The sequence below is a fragment of the Mycobacterium sp. genome (assembly GCF_049683935.1).
In the GTDB taxonomy this organism is placed as follows: domain Bacteria; phylum Actinomycetota; class Actinomycetes; order Mycobacteriales; family Mycobacteriaceae; genus Mycobacterium.
Window position 1 is genome coordinate 1 of record NZ_JBAUJR010000045.1, and the last position, 16,096, is coordinate 16,096.

5 protein-coding genes are annotated in these 16,096 nt (G+C 69.5%); all 5 read left to right on the forward strand.

Annotated elements, in window-relative coordinates:
* Positions 1–2,662, forward strand: a 2,662-nt coding sequence (locus WA965_RS02525) for an SDR family NAD(P)-dependent oxidoreductase (protein ID WP_526298437.1), incomplete at its 5' end; no start/stop codon positions are given.
* A gap of 6 nt (positions 2,663–2,668) precedes the next feature.
* Positions 2,669–6,121: a type I polyketide synthase gene (locus WA965_RS02530; RefSeq protein WP_526447015.1), complete on the forward strand. Its 3,453-nt coding sequence runs from the start codon at positions 2,669–2,671 to the stop codon at positions 6,119–6,121.
* Positions 6,122–6,136: 15 nt separating this feature from the next.
* Positions 6,137–8,137: an SDR family NAD(P)-dependent oxidoreductase gene (locus tag WA965_RS02535; RefSeq protein WP_526447019.1), complete on the forward strand. Its 2,001-nt coding sequence runs from the start codon at positions 6,137–6,139 to the stop codon at positions 8,135–8,137.
* Entirely contained in the window at positions 8,137–13,551 is a 5,415-nt protein-coding gene (locus WA965_RS02540; protein WP_526447017.1) for a type I polyketide synthase, read from the forward strand. Before WA965_RS02535 ends, WA965_RS02540 begins: the two co-directional genes overlap by 1 nt.
* Positions 13,552–13,598: 47 nt before the next feature.
* A partial coding sequence (locus WA965_RS02545) for a type I polyketide synthase (RefSeq protein ID WP_526447021.1) occupies positions 13,599–16,096 on the forward strand: 2,498 nt, incomplete at its 3' end.

Here is a 16,096-nt window from a genome sequence, read left to right on the forward strand (position 1 = left end):
CGTGCATCCCGACGCCGTGATCGGCCACTCCATGGGCGAGGTCACCGCCGCCGTCGTCTGCGGAGCACTCAGCCTCGCCGACGGCCTCAAGGTCATCGCCCACCGCTCCACCCTGATGTCCCGGCTGGCCGGACAGGGCGCCGTCGCGCTGCTGAACCTCGATGAGGGCTCGTGCACCGCGCTGATCGCCGGGTACCCGAGCGTGGAGATCGCCGGTCTGCTGTCGCCGCGCCAGACCGTGGTCGCCGGCCTGCCCGAGCAGATCGACGCCGTCATCGCCGCCGTCACCGCGCAGAACAAGTTCGCCCGCCGGGTCAACATGGAGGTCGCCTCCCACACCGCCCTGATGGACCCGGTGCTGCCGGACATCCGCACTGCACTGGCCGATATCGAGCCCAACGTGCCCACGCTGCCATTCCTGTCCACGGTCACCGACCCGGCGTCGGCGCCGGTCCTCGACGCCGAGTACTGGGTGTCCAATGTGCGGCGGCCGGTGCGGTTCAGCCGGGCCATCGGCGCAGCAGCCGAAGACCACGGCACCTTCATCGAGGTCAGCCCGCACTCGACACTGGGCCAGCCGATCAACGACACGCTCACCGACACGGACACAGCGAGTCACGGCACGATGGGTCACCGCACGATCGCCACGTTGGCTCGCGACACCGACGACACGGTCACCTTCCACGCCAACCTGAACGCCACCCACACCTCCCGGCCACCACAGACACCGCTGGGCACCGAGCCGCACATCGTGCTGCCCGCCACCCCGTGGCACCGCACGCGGCACTGGGTGGACGTGCGTCCGCTGCGCCGAACGTCGCCCGGCCGCACCGGCGCCCCGGCGGATACGGCAGTTCCGGCAGAGTGGTTCTGCGAGCTCACCTGGCCCGTCAAACCCCTTGCTGGACAGTCGAACCCCGCAGCTGATGCCACCGGGTCGAACTGGCTGGTCATCGGCGACGGATCGCTGGGAGCCGAAATCGCCGCACTGCTGGGCGACGGTTCGCCCGTGACGGTGCTGCCCGCGAGCACCGACCAGGCGGCGATCGCCGATGCCCTTCGGGGCACCACGCATGTGGTGTACGCACCCGCCGCGGCCGACTCCGACGACCTGGGTTACGAACTGTTCGAGGCGGGTCGCACCGTCGCCTCGACAGCCGCGGGCTCCGCGACCCCGCCGAAGCTGTTCCTGCTCACCCGCAACGCGCAGCCGATCACCGAAGGAGACCGGGCGAACCCCGCACAGGCGGTGCTGTGGGGCCTGGGACGCACGCTGGCACTGGAGCACCCCGAGATCTGGGGTGCGGTCATCGACGTCGACGACTCGGTGCCGGCCGTCGTCGCAGCGCGGTGGGTGCTGGCCGAGGCTCATCACGGCGACGGCGAAGACCAACTCGTCTATCGCGCGGGAACCCGCCGGGCGGCGCGGTTGGTGCACGCGCTGCCCGCCGCGCCGGCAACCGGAGCGGACACGCTCGATCCGGACACTGCGCACCTGGTCGTCGGCGCAACCGGCAACATCGGGCCCCAGCTGATCGAGCAGCTCGCCGACATGGGGGCCAAGACGGTGGTCGCCGTCTCCCGCAACCCGGGTTCACGGCTCGATGATCTGACTGCGCGGCTCGCAGCAGTCGGCACCACGGTGGTGACGGTGGCGGCCGATGCTGCGGATGAAGTCGCCCTGAGCGCACTGTTCGACCGTTTCGGTGTCGACCTGCCACCGCTGGGCGGCGTCTACCTCGCCGCGATGAGCGGCGGTCCGGTGACACTTGCCGAGATGGCGCGCGACGACGTCGTCGCGATGTTCCGCCCGAAGATGGACGCGGCCGCGCTGCTGCACACCCTGTCCCTGGCGCATCCGGTCAAGCAGTTCGTGCTGTTCTCGTCGATCTCGGGGGTGCTCGGCTCGCGCTGGCTGGCGCACTACGCGGCGACGACGACGTTCCTGGACACGCTCGCCTTCGCCCGCCGCGCGGCGGGGTTGCCCGCCGTCGCGATCAACTGGGGCCTGTGGAAATCGCTGGCCGACGTGCAGACCGGGTTCGAGCGTCAGGCCACAGAGGAGTCCGGGCTGGAACCGATGGAGGACACCGTCGCCATCGGCGCTCTGCGACTGTTCGTCGGACCGGAAGCGCCGGCCAGGGCCACCGTCGTGGCCGCCGACTGGCCACGGCTGGCCACGGCGTACCACACCCGCGCCCAGCTACACATCCTCGACGATCTGCTCACCGACGGGGCCGGGCAGGCGTCGCTGACCGGCGACACCCCGTTCCGGCTGCAGCTTCGCGAAACCGAACCCGAGGCGCGTGTCGATTTGCTGACCGACCATGTCAGCGGCCAGGTCGCCAGAGCAATGGGCCTGGCCTCGGCACATACGCTGGAACCAACGGTCGGATTTTTCCAGTTCGGCATGGATTCGCTGATGAGCGTAACGTTGCAGCGCTCGCTGAGCGAAAGCCTCGGGGAGGTGCTGCCGGCGTCGGTGGTCTTCGACTATCCGACGGTGGAAGCACTCACCGGTTATCTGGCCTCGATCCTTCCTGAGACAATCGAGACCGCCGGTAACGAGACCGGCGTTGACGGCGTCATCTCCAGTGACGACACCTACGACGACCTGGCCGAGGACGAACTCCTCGCAAGACTGTCGGAAAGATTGAGTTAGAGCGACATGACCCAGACAACTCCCGCATCGCCTGACCGCCGCGCGATCATCACCGAAGCACTGCGCAAGATCGACGATCTGACGGCGCGCCTGGAGACCGCCGAGAAGGCCGAAACCGAGCCGATCGCCGTGGTCGGCATCGGGTGCCGGCTGCCCGGCGGAGTCGACAACGCCGACGAGTTCTGGAAGCTGTTGCAGGACGGCAAGAGCGGGGTCATCAGAGTGCCGGCCGACCGGTGGGACGCCGACGAGTTCTACTCGCCCGACCACACCGTGCCGGGAACCATCTGCAACCGCGAAGGCGGATTCCTCACCTCCTGGCAGCCCGACGAATTCGACGCGGAGTTCTTCTCGATCGCTCCTCGCGAGGCCGCCGCCATGGACCCCCAGCAGCGGCTACTGCTCGAAGTCGCCTGGGAATCGCTGGAGAACGCCGGCATCAACCCGCGCACCCTGCGTGGCTCGGCGACAGGCGTGTTCATCGGGATGACGACCAACGACTACTACCACTCGGTGGTCGGGAAACTGGCGCCCGAGGACATCGACCCCTACATCCCGTTCGGCAACGCGCCCAACTTCGCCGCAGGACGGCTGTCGTACTTCCTGGGTGTCCGGGGACCCGCCGTGGTCAGCGACACCGCCTGTTCGTCGTCGCTGGTGTCCATCCATCTCGCCTGCCAGAGCCTGCGCCGTGGCGAGAGCGACCATGCGCTGGCCGCCGGGGTCAACCTGATCCTGAGCCCGGAGAACAACATCGCCTGTTCGCGCTGGGGCATGCTGGCCCCGGACGGCCTGTGCAAGACCTTCGACGCGGACGCCGACGGGTACGTCCGCAGCGAGGGCTGTGGTGTCGTGGTGCTCAAGCGCCTCACCGACGCACTGCGCGACGGGGACCGGGTCCTCGCCGTGGTCCGCGGCTCGGCGGTCAACCAGGACGGCGCCAGTAGCGGGCAGACCGTGCCCAACGGCCCGGCCCAGCAGGAGCTGATGCGCAAGGCCCTGGAGTCGGCGCGGTTGGCTCCGTCGGACATCGACTACATCGAGGCGCACGGCACCGGTACCGCGCTGGGCGACCCGATCGAATTGGACGCCCTGAGCGCGGTCTACGGCGATCGCCAGGACTCCGCACCCCTGGTGCTCGGGTCGGTGAAGACCAACCTCGGCCACCTCGAGTCGGGGGCCGGCGTCACCGGCTTCATCAAGACGGTCCTGAGCGTGCACCACGGCGCCATCCCCAAACAGCTGCACTTCACCAAGCTGACGCCGCAGGCCGGTGAGGGGGCGTCGCGCTTCAAGATCGCCTCGGAGCCGATGAACTGGCCTTCCGCGGCGAGCCGCGAATCAGACACCGCGGCGAGCCGCGAATCTGGCACGGTCAGCCGTCCCCGCCGGGCGGCGGTGTCATCGTTCGGTGTCAGCGGCACCAACGCCCACATCGTCATCGAGCAGGCACCGGAAGTCGAAGTTGTTGCCACCCAACCTGATCCACCGGTCAGCACGTTGATCATCACCGGCAAGACGCCGGCCCGGATCGCGGCGCAGGCGGGCAGCCTCGCCGACTGGCTGGAGACGCCCGCCGGCCAGCAGGTGCGCCTGGCCGATCTTGCGGAGACGCTCAACCACCGCCGCGCCCAACACACCAAGTTCGCCACCGTCGCCGCGGGTGACCGTGTGCAAGCGGTGGCCGGCCTGCGCGCGCTGGCCGGGGGATACCCGGCACCGGGCGTGGTCGCCGCGAACGACGGCGCCTGCTCGGGCACCGTGTTCCTCTACTCCGGGCAGGGCTCGCAGTGGGCCGGAATGGGCCGGCGTCTGCTGGCCGATGAGCCCGCATTCGCCGCGGCCGTCGACGAGCTGGAACCGGACTTCGTTGCACAGGTCGGGTTCTCGCTGCGCGAGGTGCTGACCTCCGGCGAGACCGTCGTCGGAATCGACAGGATCCAGCCGGTTCTTGTCGGTGTGCAGCTTGCGCTGACCGCGCTGTGGCGTTCCTACGGGGTGAAGCCGGACGCCGTGATCGGCCACTCGATGGGTGAGGTCACGGCCGCGGTGGTGTCCGGGGCGCTGAGCCCGGCCGACGGGCTCAAGGTCATCGCGACCCGGTCCCGGCTGATGAAACGGCTGTCCGGTCAGGGCGCGATGGCACTGCTCGAACTGGACGCCGCCGCCGCCGAGGAACTGATCTCGGGCTATGACGGCCTGACGGTCGCGGTGTACGCCTCAGCCCACCAGACGGTGATCGCCGGGCCCCCGGAGCAGGTGGACGCCGCGATCGCCGTGGTGGATGCCCGAGATCGGCTGGCCCGCCGGGTCGACGTCGATGTCGCGTCCCACCACCCGATCGTCGATCCGATCCTCGACGAGCTACGCGCCGAACTCGCGGACCTCCAACCCCAGCAGCCGACGACACCGATAATCGTCACCACCGACCTGCGTCCCACCGACGGCAGCAACGTGTTCGACGCCGACCACTGGGTGGCCAACCTGCGCAATCCGGTGCGTTTCGCCAGGGCGGTGGCTGCCGCGGCGGTCGACAACGCGGTGTTCGTCGAGGTGAGCCCGCACCCGCTGCTCGGCTACGCGATCAAGGACACCCTGGCGGACACGCGGCACCTCAGCCTCGGCACCCTGCAGCGTGACGCCAACGACACACTGACGTTCCGCACCAGCCTGAACGCCACCCACACGGTCCGCCCGCCGAAGCTGCCCCACCGCGCCGGTCCGCGGGTGCAGATCCCGGCAACACCGTGGCAGCACACCCACCACTGGATCCAGACGGCACAGAAGTCGAATGAGCTGCAGCACAACGGAGTTGCAGTCTCCTCGACCCAGCCCGACGGCGGTCACCACGAATGGTTCCACCGGCTCAGCTGGCCGGTGCGCGAGCTGGGGCAGGCCGACTCCGACGCCTCCTGGTTGGTGCTCACCGACGACGACGGAGCCGACCTCGCGCAGTTGCTCGGACCGACGTCACAGGAGCTGCCGCTGTCCGCTCTGGCCGACGACGGCCCGCTGCGCAGCGCTCTCGGCAGCGTCGACCATGTGGTGTACGCACCCGGCGCGCCGTCGGGACGCCTCGACGCCGCCGCGGCCTACCGCGTGTTCGGTGAGCTGCGACGACTGGTCGTCGCGCTCGCCGCTGCCGAATCCGCACCGCGGCTGTTCATCGTCACCCGCAACGCCCAGCCCGTCACCGAAGGCGACCGGGCGAACCCGGCGCACGCCGTGCTGTGGGGCCAGGGTCGCACGCTGGCACTGGAGCACGCTGAATTCTGGGGCGGTCTCATCGACGTCGACGAGACAGTTCCGGCCGAACTGCTCGCCCAGTACCTGCAGGCCGAGGCGGCCACGGGCACAGGCACCGACCGCGACGATCAGGTCGTCTACCGCAGCGGTCTGCGCAGGGTGCCGCGCCTGGAGCCGCAGCCACTGCCCGCCGTACCCCTGACCCGGCTCTAGAGCGGCACCAGCCATCTGGTCGTCGGCGCCACGGGCAATGTCGGCCCCTCCCTGATCCGCCAACTCGCCGACATGGGGGCCTCGACGATCGTGGCCGTCTCCCGGCGCGGCACCGGGCTGGCCGACCTCGTCGGCGAGCTCACCGAGAGCGGGACCACGCTGGTCGAGGTTGCCGCCGATGCGGCCGACGAGGCCGCCATGGCGGCGGTCTTCGACCGGTTCGGCGCCGACCTGCCGCCGCTCGACGGCGTGTATCTCGCGTCCCTGGCCGGCGGTGAAGCACTGCTCACCGAGATGACCGACGATGACCTGAACCCGATGTTCCGCTCGAAGGTCGATGCCGCGACGGTGCTGCACAAGCTGTCCCTGCGGACACCTGTACGGCGATTCGTGTTGTTCTCCTCGATCACCGGACTGCTCGGTTCGCGGGCGGTCGCGCACTACACCGCCGCCAACGCGTTCGCCGATGCGTTCGCCTACGCACGGCGCGCGCTCGGACTGCCGGCGACGGTCGTCGACTGGGGGCTGTGGAAGTCCTGGGCGGACGCGCAGCCGCAGATGAAGGCGGCGGGACTCGACCCGATGCCCAACGACGTCGCGATCAAGATGCTGCCCGCGGTGCTCAGTCCCGACGCCGGGGTCCAGACCGTGGTGGCCGGCGCAGATTGGCCACGGCTGGCCGACGCCTACCGGATGCGCGCGCCCGTGAAGGTCCTCGACCGTCTGGTCGCGGGCCCCGGCAACGACACAGCCGACGCAGGCGACCTGGATTCGCTGCCCGCTCCCGCCTGGGGCACGGTGCTCGGAGATCCCGTCACCGGCACCTCGCACGACCGGCTGTGGCGGGCCCGCCTCCATCCCGAGGCTCGATCCTATCCCGTGGCGCACCGGGTCCGAGGTGTCGAGGTGGTGCCGGTTTCGGTGCTGCTGCAGACACTTTCGACCGCGGCGGCTGACACCGACGGCACCACGGTCGGTGCCGTCCGCTTCGAATATCCGATCGTCGCCGACCAGCCGAAGGCGATCCATGTGACGGCCGACGGCGGTGCGCTGACGGTCTGGTCGAGTTCGGGCCCTGACACTCCGGAACAGCGCTGGACCCGGCATGCGAGCGCACAACTGGTCGAGGCGCCGGTCGACAGCCCGCAGGGCGATCAGAGCCCCGGCAACGAGAAGTTCGACGGGGTGGCGATCGCTGCGCTGCAACAGGCGTGGGGAGTGGAGGGTCAGCCCTTCGCGTGGACGGTCACCGACTGCGCCGCCACCCCCGCGGGAGTACGCGCCGCGGTGGAACTCCCGCAGGGGGCGGAGTCGCCGTCGGCAGCGCTGGTCGACGCCGCGGTCTACGTCGCCCGCCTCGCCGACGCCGCCAACGAGCAGATGTTGCTCCCGGCGGGGGTCGAGAGCATCGGCGTCGCGGTCGAATCGAGTGCCACCCACGGCGTCGTCGAGGTCTACCGGCGTGACGGGATCGCCGACGGACTCGTCGTCGATGTTCTGGTCAAGGGTGCTGACGGCACCACCTACGTGGACATCCGCGGTCTCGCCTACACCGCGGTCGAATCCGCGCCCGCGGCGACGTCTGACCAAACAGCCCCGAGCGCAGCGGAGTTCGTCGACTGGTCGGCGATGAACTCCAAGGAGACGATCGACGAACTGCGGGTACGACTGCGCGCCATCCTGGCCCGCGAGCTGGGCATGCCCGAAGGCGCAGTCGATTTCGACATGCCGTTCCCCGAGTTGGGTCTCGACTCGATGATGGCGATGAATCTGCTGCGCGACGCCAAGGCGCTGGTCCGCGTCGAGTTGTCCGCGACGATGTTGTGGAACCACCCGTCGATCTCCCAGATGTCGGAGTTCGTGGCCGAGCTGTTGGCGCCGACACAGAGCGCGCAGGAACCCGAAGAGACCGAAACCGAGGACAACTCCGACTCGTTCAGCGTGCTCGACGAGTTGTTCGACAGTATTGAATCCGAAGTCGATACGGCCACGGCCGGTAGTGAGGGCTCACACTGATGAAGACGACCTTCGACAGGATCTCGGGCATGTCCGCCGAGCAGCGCGACAAGCTCGCCGAGCAGTTCGAGAAGGCATCCCGGGTGGCCGGTGCAGAACCGATCGCCGTCGTCGGCATCGGCTGCCGGTTCCCCGGTGGCGTGACCGGTCCCGACAGCTTCTGGAAGCTCCTGGAGAGCGGCACCGACGCGGTCACCGAGGTGCCCGCCGACCGCTGGGACGCCGAGGCGTTCTACGACCCCGACCTGACGGCGCCGGGCCGGATGCCCACCAAGTGGGGCGCCTATCTCGACGACGTCTCCGGTTTCGACGCGGACTTCTTCGGCATCAGCCCGCGTGAAGCGACCTCGATGGATCCGCAGCAGCGGGTGGCCCTCGAGGTCGCCTGGGAGGCGCTGGAGAACGCCGGCTATGCCCCCGATCAGCTCGGCGAATCCCGCACCGCGGTGATGCTGGGTGTCTACTACTCGGAGTACCAGAACGCCTCGGCCGACAACGCGGACTCCATCGATGCGTACTCTGCGACCGGCAACGCGCACAGCGTCACCGTCGGCCGGATCTCCTACCTGCTCGGCCTCAAGGGCCCCGCGGTCGCGGTCGACACCGCCTGCTCGTCGTCGCTGGTGTCCATCCACCTGGCCTGCCACAGCCTGCGCATGCGGGAGAGCGATCTTGCCCTCGCCGGCGGCGTCAGCCTGAATCTGCGCCCGGAAACTCAACTGGCCCTTGCCAAATGGGGCATGCTCTCCCCGCACGGCAAGTGCCACGCGTTCGACTCGCGCGCCGACGGGTTCGTCCGTGGCGAAGGCGCCGGCGTCGTGGTTCTCAAACGCCTGACCGACGCGGTGCGCGACGGCGACCGGGTGCTGGGCGTGGTGCGCGGTTCGGCCGTGAACCAGGACGGCCGCTCCAACGGCCTGACAGCTCCGAACGCGCCGTCGCAGCGCGACGTCCTCACCCGGGCGCTGCGCTCGGCCGACGTCGCCGCGGGAACCGTGCACTACATCGAAACCCACGGCACCGGAACAGGTCTGGGTGATCCAATCGAATTCGACGCGCTGGCCGCCGTGTACGGCAAGGGCGAGGTGCCCTGCGCGCTGGGCACGGTCAAGACCAACATGGGCCACCTCGAGGCCGCTGCCGGCATCGCGGGCTTCATCAAGACCGTGCTGACGCTGCAGCACGGCACCATCGCGCCGAACCTGAACTTCGAGAAGTGGAACCCGCAGATCGATCCGACGCCGACGCGGCTCTTCGTGCCGACGGAAGCCGGGCAGTGGCCCGCGAGCGAACATCCGCGCCGCGCGGGCGTCTCGTCGTTCGGCTTCAGCGGCACCAACGCCCACATCGTGCTCGAGCAGGGCCCGGAGCCCGCCCTCGCGGCCTCCTCGACCCCGTCGGTGGTCACGCTCGTGGTGTCGGGCAAGACCGCCCCGCGGCTGGCGGCATCGGCGAAGACGCTGGCCGACTGGCTCGAGGGCGACGGCGCCGCGGTGTCGCTGGCCGACGTCGCACACACCGTCAACCACCACCGCAGTCGCTACGGCACCATCGCGACGGTGTGTGCCCGCGACCACGCCGAAGCGATCACCGGACTGCGCGCTCTCGCGGCCGGTCAGTTGGCGCCCGGCGTGGTGCCGGCGCACGACGCCAAATCCGGTGTGGGGACGGTGTTCCTGTACTCGGGCCAGGGTGCACAGTGGGCGGGCATGGGTAAGGCCCTGCTCGTCGAGGAGCCGGCATTCGCGGCCGCGATCGACGATCTGGAACCCGCCTTCGTCGACAAGGTCGGTTTCTCGCTGCGTGAGGCCCTGGAGGCCGGTGAGCCGATCGTGGGCATCGACCGGATTCAGCCGGTGCTCGTCGGTATGCAGCTGGCGCTGACCGCACTCTGGCGCTCCTACGGTGTCGAACCCGATGCGGTGATCGGCCATTCGATGGGCGAGGCCACGGCCGCGGTAGTCGCCGGAGTGCTCACCCCGGCCGAGGGATTCGACATCATCGCCACCAGGACCCGGCTGATGAAGCGGTTGTCCGGCCAGGGCGCCATGGCACTGCTGGAGCTCGACGCGCAGGCCACCGAGAAGCTGATCGCCGACCGTCCCGACCTGACGATCGCGGTGTACGCATCGCCGAAGCAGTCGGTGATCGCGGGCCCGCCCGACCAGGTCGACGACGTCGTCGCGCTCGTGGACGGGCAGGGCAAGTTGGCCCGCCGCATCGAGGTGGACGTGGCGTCGCACCATCCCACGATCGATCCGGTGCTCTCCGAGCTGCGGGAGGCGTTGGCGTACCTGACGCCTGCCGCGCCGAAGATCCCGCTGGTCTCGACGGTCGCCTACAGCGGGTCCTCGCCGATGTACTCGGCGGACTACTGGGCCGCCAACCTGCGCAACCCGGTGCGGTTCAGCCAGGCGGTTCACGAAGCCAGCGCGGACAACAGCAACTTCATCGAGATCAGCCCGCATCCTCTGCTGGCGCATGCGATCTCGGACACCGTTGCCGCACAGGGGACCAGCCGCAAGTATCACGTGGGCGCGACCATCAACCGGGACCATCCGGAATCGCTGGCCTTCCACGCGCAGCTCGCGGCTGTCCGGCCGCCCGCGGTCACGGCACCCGACGGCGACACGGCGCGTGTCGTGGATGTGCCGCCGACCACCTGGCAGCATGTGGCGTTCTGGCAGTCCGACCGCTCCTCCGGACAGAAGTTCTCCGGTGCGCACCCGCTGCTCGGCCTGCACGTCGAGCTGCCGTCCGGCACCGGCCACGTCTGGCAGTCCGATGTGGGCCTGGAGGCTCACCCGTGGCTCGCCGATCACATCGTGCACGGTCTGCCGGTCATGCCGGGTGCCGGTTTCGCCGAGATCGCCCTCGCGGCGGGATGTGAGGCCTTGGGCCTGCCCGCGACCGGTGTGGAGGTCGAGGTCGAGGTCGAGCAGATGCTGCCACTCGATCCACACACCATGCTGACCACCCAGCTGGTCACCGACGAGAGCACCGGCGAGAACCGCGTGGAGATCCACTCCCGCTCCGATGCGGGCAGCTGGACCCGCCACGCCGCGGGCAAGGTCCGGGCTGCGGACGCCGCCACCACCGCCGGCAGGCTCACGGCGTCCCCCGATGGCACCCCGGTGTCACCGTCGGACTTCTACACCGCCCTGCGTCGCACCGGCGCCCATCACGCCCACGCGTTCGCCGCGCTGACACGCATCGTGCGGAGCAACGGCGCCGCGGACACCGAGATCGTGCTGCCCGACGAGGCGACACCACACCGCGGCATCGTGCTGCACCCGGTCATGCTGGACGCCGCACTGCAGGGTCTCGCGGCGGCGATGAGCGACGAGACCCTCTCGGACTCCACCGACGTCACCTACCTGCCGGTCGGTTTCGGGTCGATCCGGGTGTTCGGCGAGATCGGACGGCGGGCGCGGTGCCGCGCCGAGTTGGTCAGCGTCGTCGAGGACAGCGGTGACGCGGTCGGTCGGGTCACTCTCGCCGACGACAGCGGAACGGTCCTGGCCCAGGTCAACGACGTCCACCTCAAGCGAATCCAGCGACGCACTGTGCCACTTCCGTTGTCGCAGAAGATCTTTGATTCCGTATGGGTCGAATCTGCGGCTCCCGCGGGCGGCGCGGCGCGCGGCAGCTGGCTGGCGCTGGCCGACGGGGCGGCAGGTCTGGCGAGCGCTCAGGACTTCGCGACCGGCTTCGGGGCACCTGATCGCCGGGTGATCACCGCCGATCTCGGTGACGAATCCGCGGTGCGGGAGGCGTTCGCCACCGCCACCGCCGACCCCGATCTGCCTCCGGCGGGGGTGATCGTGTTCTGTGACTTCCCCGACCAACTCGTCCTCGACGGCTCCGACTCCGCATCCGGGCTGGCGCACGCACGCGACGTGATCTGGGGTGTCGCGGGCACGGTCCGCGCCATCGTCGGCAGCTGGCACGGCAAGGCACCGCGGCTCTGGCTGGTCAGCAACGGCGGCCTCGTCGTCGACGCTCAGGACGGTCCCGGCAACCCGGGCACGAACAGTCTCAAGGGCCTGGCGCGGGTGCTGGCCTACGAACATCCCGACCTCAAGACAACGCTTCTCGACGTCGGCTCGGGGAACGAAGCCGGGGTGTCGTCCTCGATCCTGGCGACCGAGATCGAAGCCGCGGGTGACGACGACGTCATCGCGTGGCGGCGGTCCACCCGGTTCGTCGAGCGGCTCTCGCGCGCCCAACTGCCGTCCACCAAGGGCGAACTGGTGGTGCGCAGGGACGGCTCCTACGTCGTCACGGGCGCGCTCGGCGGGGTCGGCATGGCGGTGGTCCGCTGGCTTGTCGACCACGGCGCCGGCCGCGTGGTCGTCAACGGCCGCGGCGCTCCCTCCGAAGAGGTGCAGGCGGAGCTGGACCAACTGTCCGACCGCGCCGAGATCGTCGCCGTCCTCGGCGATGTCGCGGTGCCCGGTGTCGCCGAGCGGCTCGTCGCCGCCGCGGCGGAGACCGGCAAGCCGGTGCGCGGCGTGATCCACTCGGCCGCAGTGCTGGAGGACGAGATCTTCGTCGGCCTCACCCGGGAGAGCCTGGACAAGATCTGGGCGCCCAAGGCTGCCGGTGCGTTGCGCCTGCACGAGGTCACCGCCGGGCTCGAGCTCGACTGGTGGGTGGGCTTCTCCTCGATCGTGTCGCTGCTCGGTTCACCGGGCCAGGCGGCCTATGCCTGCGCCAACGCCTGGCTGGACGGACTGGTCGCCTGGCGCCGCGCGGCGGGCCTGCCCGCGATCGCGATCAACTGGGGGCAGTGGGCCGACGTCGGCCTGGCCAGCTCGCTGCGCTTCTCGGTGCTGGACCCGATCACTCCGGCCGAAGGCGTGGACGCCCTGGGCGGTGTGCTGGCCGCAGGCTTCTCCCGGGTCGGCATCGCCCGGCTGCGGCTGGACCGCGCTGCCGCGGCGTTCCCGGAGATCCATCAGATCGGCTTCTTCACAGATCTGGTGGGAGAGCTGGAGACCGACGAGGTCGACGAGGACTGGGGCGGTCCCGAAGCGCTCAAGGAGCTGGACGCGGCAGAGATCAACCGCGTCGTCGTGGCCCGGTTGCGCCGTCGGATCTCGGCCATCATGGGCTACTCCGACGACGGTGCGGTGGACACCGCTCAGCCACTGACCGAGCTGGGGCTGGATTCGTTGATGGCGGTGCGGATGCGCAACACCATCCGCGGCGACTTCGGCGTCGAGCCGCCGGTGGCACTGCTGCTCCAGGGTGCCTCGCTGGCCGATCTGGCGCTGGATCTCATCCGGCAACTCGGCCTGGCCGAAGAGGACACCTCCGAGCGCCCCAACGCATTGCGTGACCGGGCGCAGCAACGTGCCGCAGCCCGTCAACGTGCCGCATCGCGGCGGAAAGTGGGACCACGATCGTGACGAGTACAGGGGATTCGTTCCCGCCCAACGCGATTGCCGTCATCGGCATGGCAGGGCGGTTCCCGGGAGCGAACTCGGTGTCGGCTTTCTGGCGCAATCTGCGCGGGGGCGTGGAGTCGATCGTCGACATCTCCGAAGATGATCTGCTCGCTGCCGGAGTGAGCGAGCGTGCGCTGGCCAACCGGTCCTACGTGCGCCGTGCGGCGCTGATGTCGGGCATCGAGGAGTTCGACGCGGAATTCTTCGGTTTCACGCCGTACGCGGCACGGATGCTCGACCCGCAGCATCGACTGTTCCTGCAGACCACGTTCCACGCTCTCGAGGACGCCGGCTACGACCCGGCCGACCTCGAGGCCACCGTCGGTGTTTTCGGAACCAGCTCTGCCAGCGGCTATCTGCTGCACAACCTGATGTCCAACTACGACCCGATGATGGTCATCGGCCAGGGTGCGAGCTACGAGATGGTGAACCTGTCGTTGCAGAACGACAAGGACCATCTGGCCACCCGGGTGGCCCATCAGTTCGACTTCCGCGGCCCCGCCCTGTCGGTGGCAACGGCATGCTCGTCGTCGCTGGTCGCCGTGCACCTGGCATGCCAGTCGATCCTCAACGGGGAGTGTGACATCGCCCTGGCCGGCGGCTCGTCGCTGCGGGTCCCGCACAACGTCGGGTACTGGTACGAGCAGGGCGCCATGGTCTCACCGACCGGACACTGCAGGCCCTTCGACGTCCGCTCCGACGGCACCATCTTCGGAAGCGGCGTCGGTGTCGTGGTGCTCAAGGCACTGCAGGACGCTATCGACGACGGCGACCACATCCACGCGGTGATCCGCGGGTCGGCGCTCAACAACGACGGTGCGACGAAGATGACGTACGCCGCGCCCAACGCGATGGGCCAGGCCGAGGTCATCGCCGAGGCACACGCGGTGGCCGAGGTCGACGCATCAACGATCGGCTACGTCGAGAGCCACGGCACCGGTACCCCACTGGGCGACCCGATCGAGATCGAGGGCCTGCGGCAGGCGTTCGATCTCGCCGAGGAAACCCGCAGCGACCCGTGCTACATCGGGTCGGTCAAGTCCAACATCGGCCATCTGGAGACCGCCGCGGGCATCGCGGGTCTGATCAAGGCCATCCTGTGTCTCGAGCACAAGGCGATCCCGGCCACGCTGCACTACACCAGCCCGAACCCCGAGCTGCACATCGACCGCGGGCCGTTCCGGGTACGCAGTGCCGACGGGCCGTGGGAGACCGACGGCATCCGGCGCGCCGGCGTCAGCTCGTTCGGCGTGGGCGGCACCAACGCCCACATCGTCCTCGAGGAGGCACCGGCCGCACAATCCGCACCGCAGGCCGGCACCGGACCGCAGGTACTGGTGCTCTCGGCGAAAACCCAAGAGGCACTTGCCCAGTCGCGTCAGACCCTGGCCGAAGAACTCGCCGTCAACGACGACATCACCCTGTCGGACGCGGCCTACACCCTCACCCGTCGGCGCAAGGACCCGATCCGCCTCGCCGCCGTCGTGCACGATCGACAGGACGCGGCGGCGGTGCTCGGCGCCGCCGAAACCGACAGCGTCTTCATCGCTGAAGCCGTCCCCGATGCCGAGACATCCGGCGATCGAGTGGCGTTCCTGTTCCCCGGACAGGGGTCCCAGCACATCGGGATGGCGCGTGGCCTGCACGACAGCGAACCCGTCTTCGCCCGGCACTTCGACGAATGCGCGGCCGCGTTCAGCGACGAGATGGGCTACGACCTCCGCGCCGAGATCTTCGACGGGGTCGGGCGCAATCTCGAGCACACCGACCGCGCCCAACCCGCACTGTTCACCGTCGAGTACGCGCTGGCCAAGCTGATCCAGTCCTACGGTGTCGAGCCCTCGATCATGGCGGGGCACAGCATCGGTGAGTACCCGGCGGCCACCCTCGCCGGCGTGTTCGACCTCGACACCGCCGTCAAGGTGGTCTCGATGCGTGCGCGGCTGATGCACGCCGCGCCACGAGGCGTCATGGTGGCTGTACCGCTGAGCCCGCAGGCGGTCGCCGAACACCTCACCCCGGACGTCGATCTCGCGACGATCAACGATCCGGGCAGCAGTGTGGTGGCGGGCAGCGAAGAGGCCATCCGGGCGTTCCAGGCCGGTCTTGCCGAGAAGGGCATCGTGGCCCGCCGAGTCCGGACGTCGCATGCGTTCCACTCGCGTCTGATGGATCCGGTGGTCGCGGAGTTCACGACGTTCCTGTCCGGGATGACGTTGCGGGAGCCGCAGATCCCGTTGCTGTCCAACATCACCGGCACCACGATGTCGGCCGCCGAGGCGACCAACCCGGGGACCTGGGCGCGCCAGATCCGGGCCACCGTCCGCTTCGCCGACGAACTCGACATGCTGCTGGCCCACCCGGACCGGGTGCTCGTGGAGGTCGGCCCCGGCGGCACGCTCACGTCCTCGGCCGGCCGTCACCCACGGAGTGGGCCACGGCACCGCGCCGTGCGACTGATGCGCCATCAGGCCCAGAATCGCAGCGATCACGACACGTTCCTGCT

Coding starts and splice junctions, on each gene's coding strand:
- WA965_RS02540 (WP_526447017.1), top strand. CDS start 8,137: ATGAAGACGACCTTCGACAGGATCTCGGGCATGTCCGCCGAGCAGCGC.
- WA965_RS02530 (WP_526447015.1), top strand. CDS start 2,669: ATGACCCAGACAACTCCCGCATCGCCTGACCGCCGCGCGATCATCACC.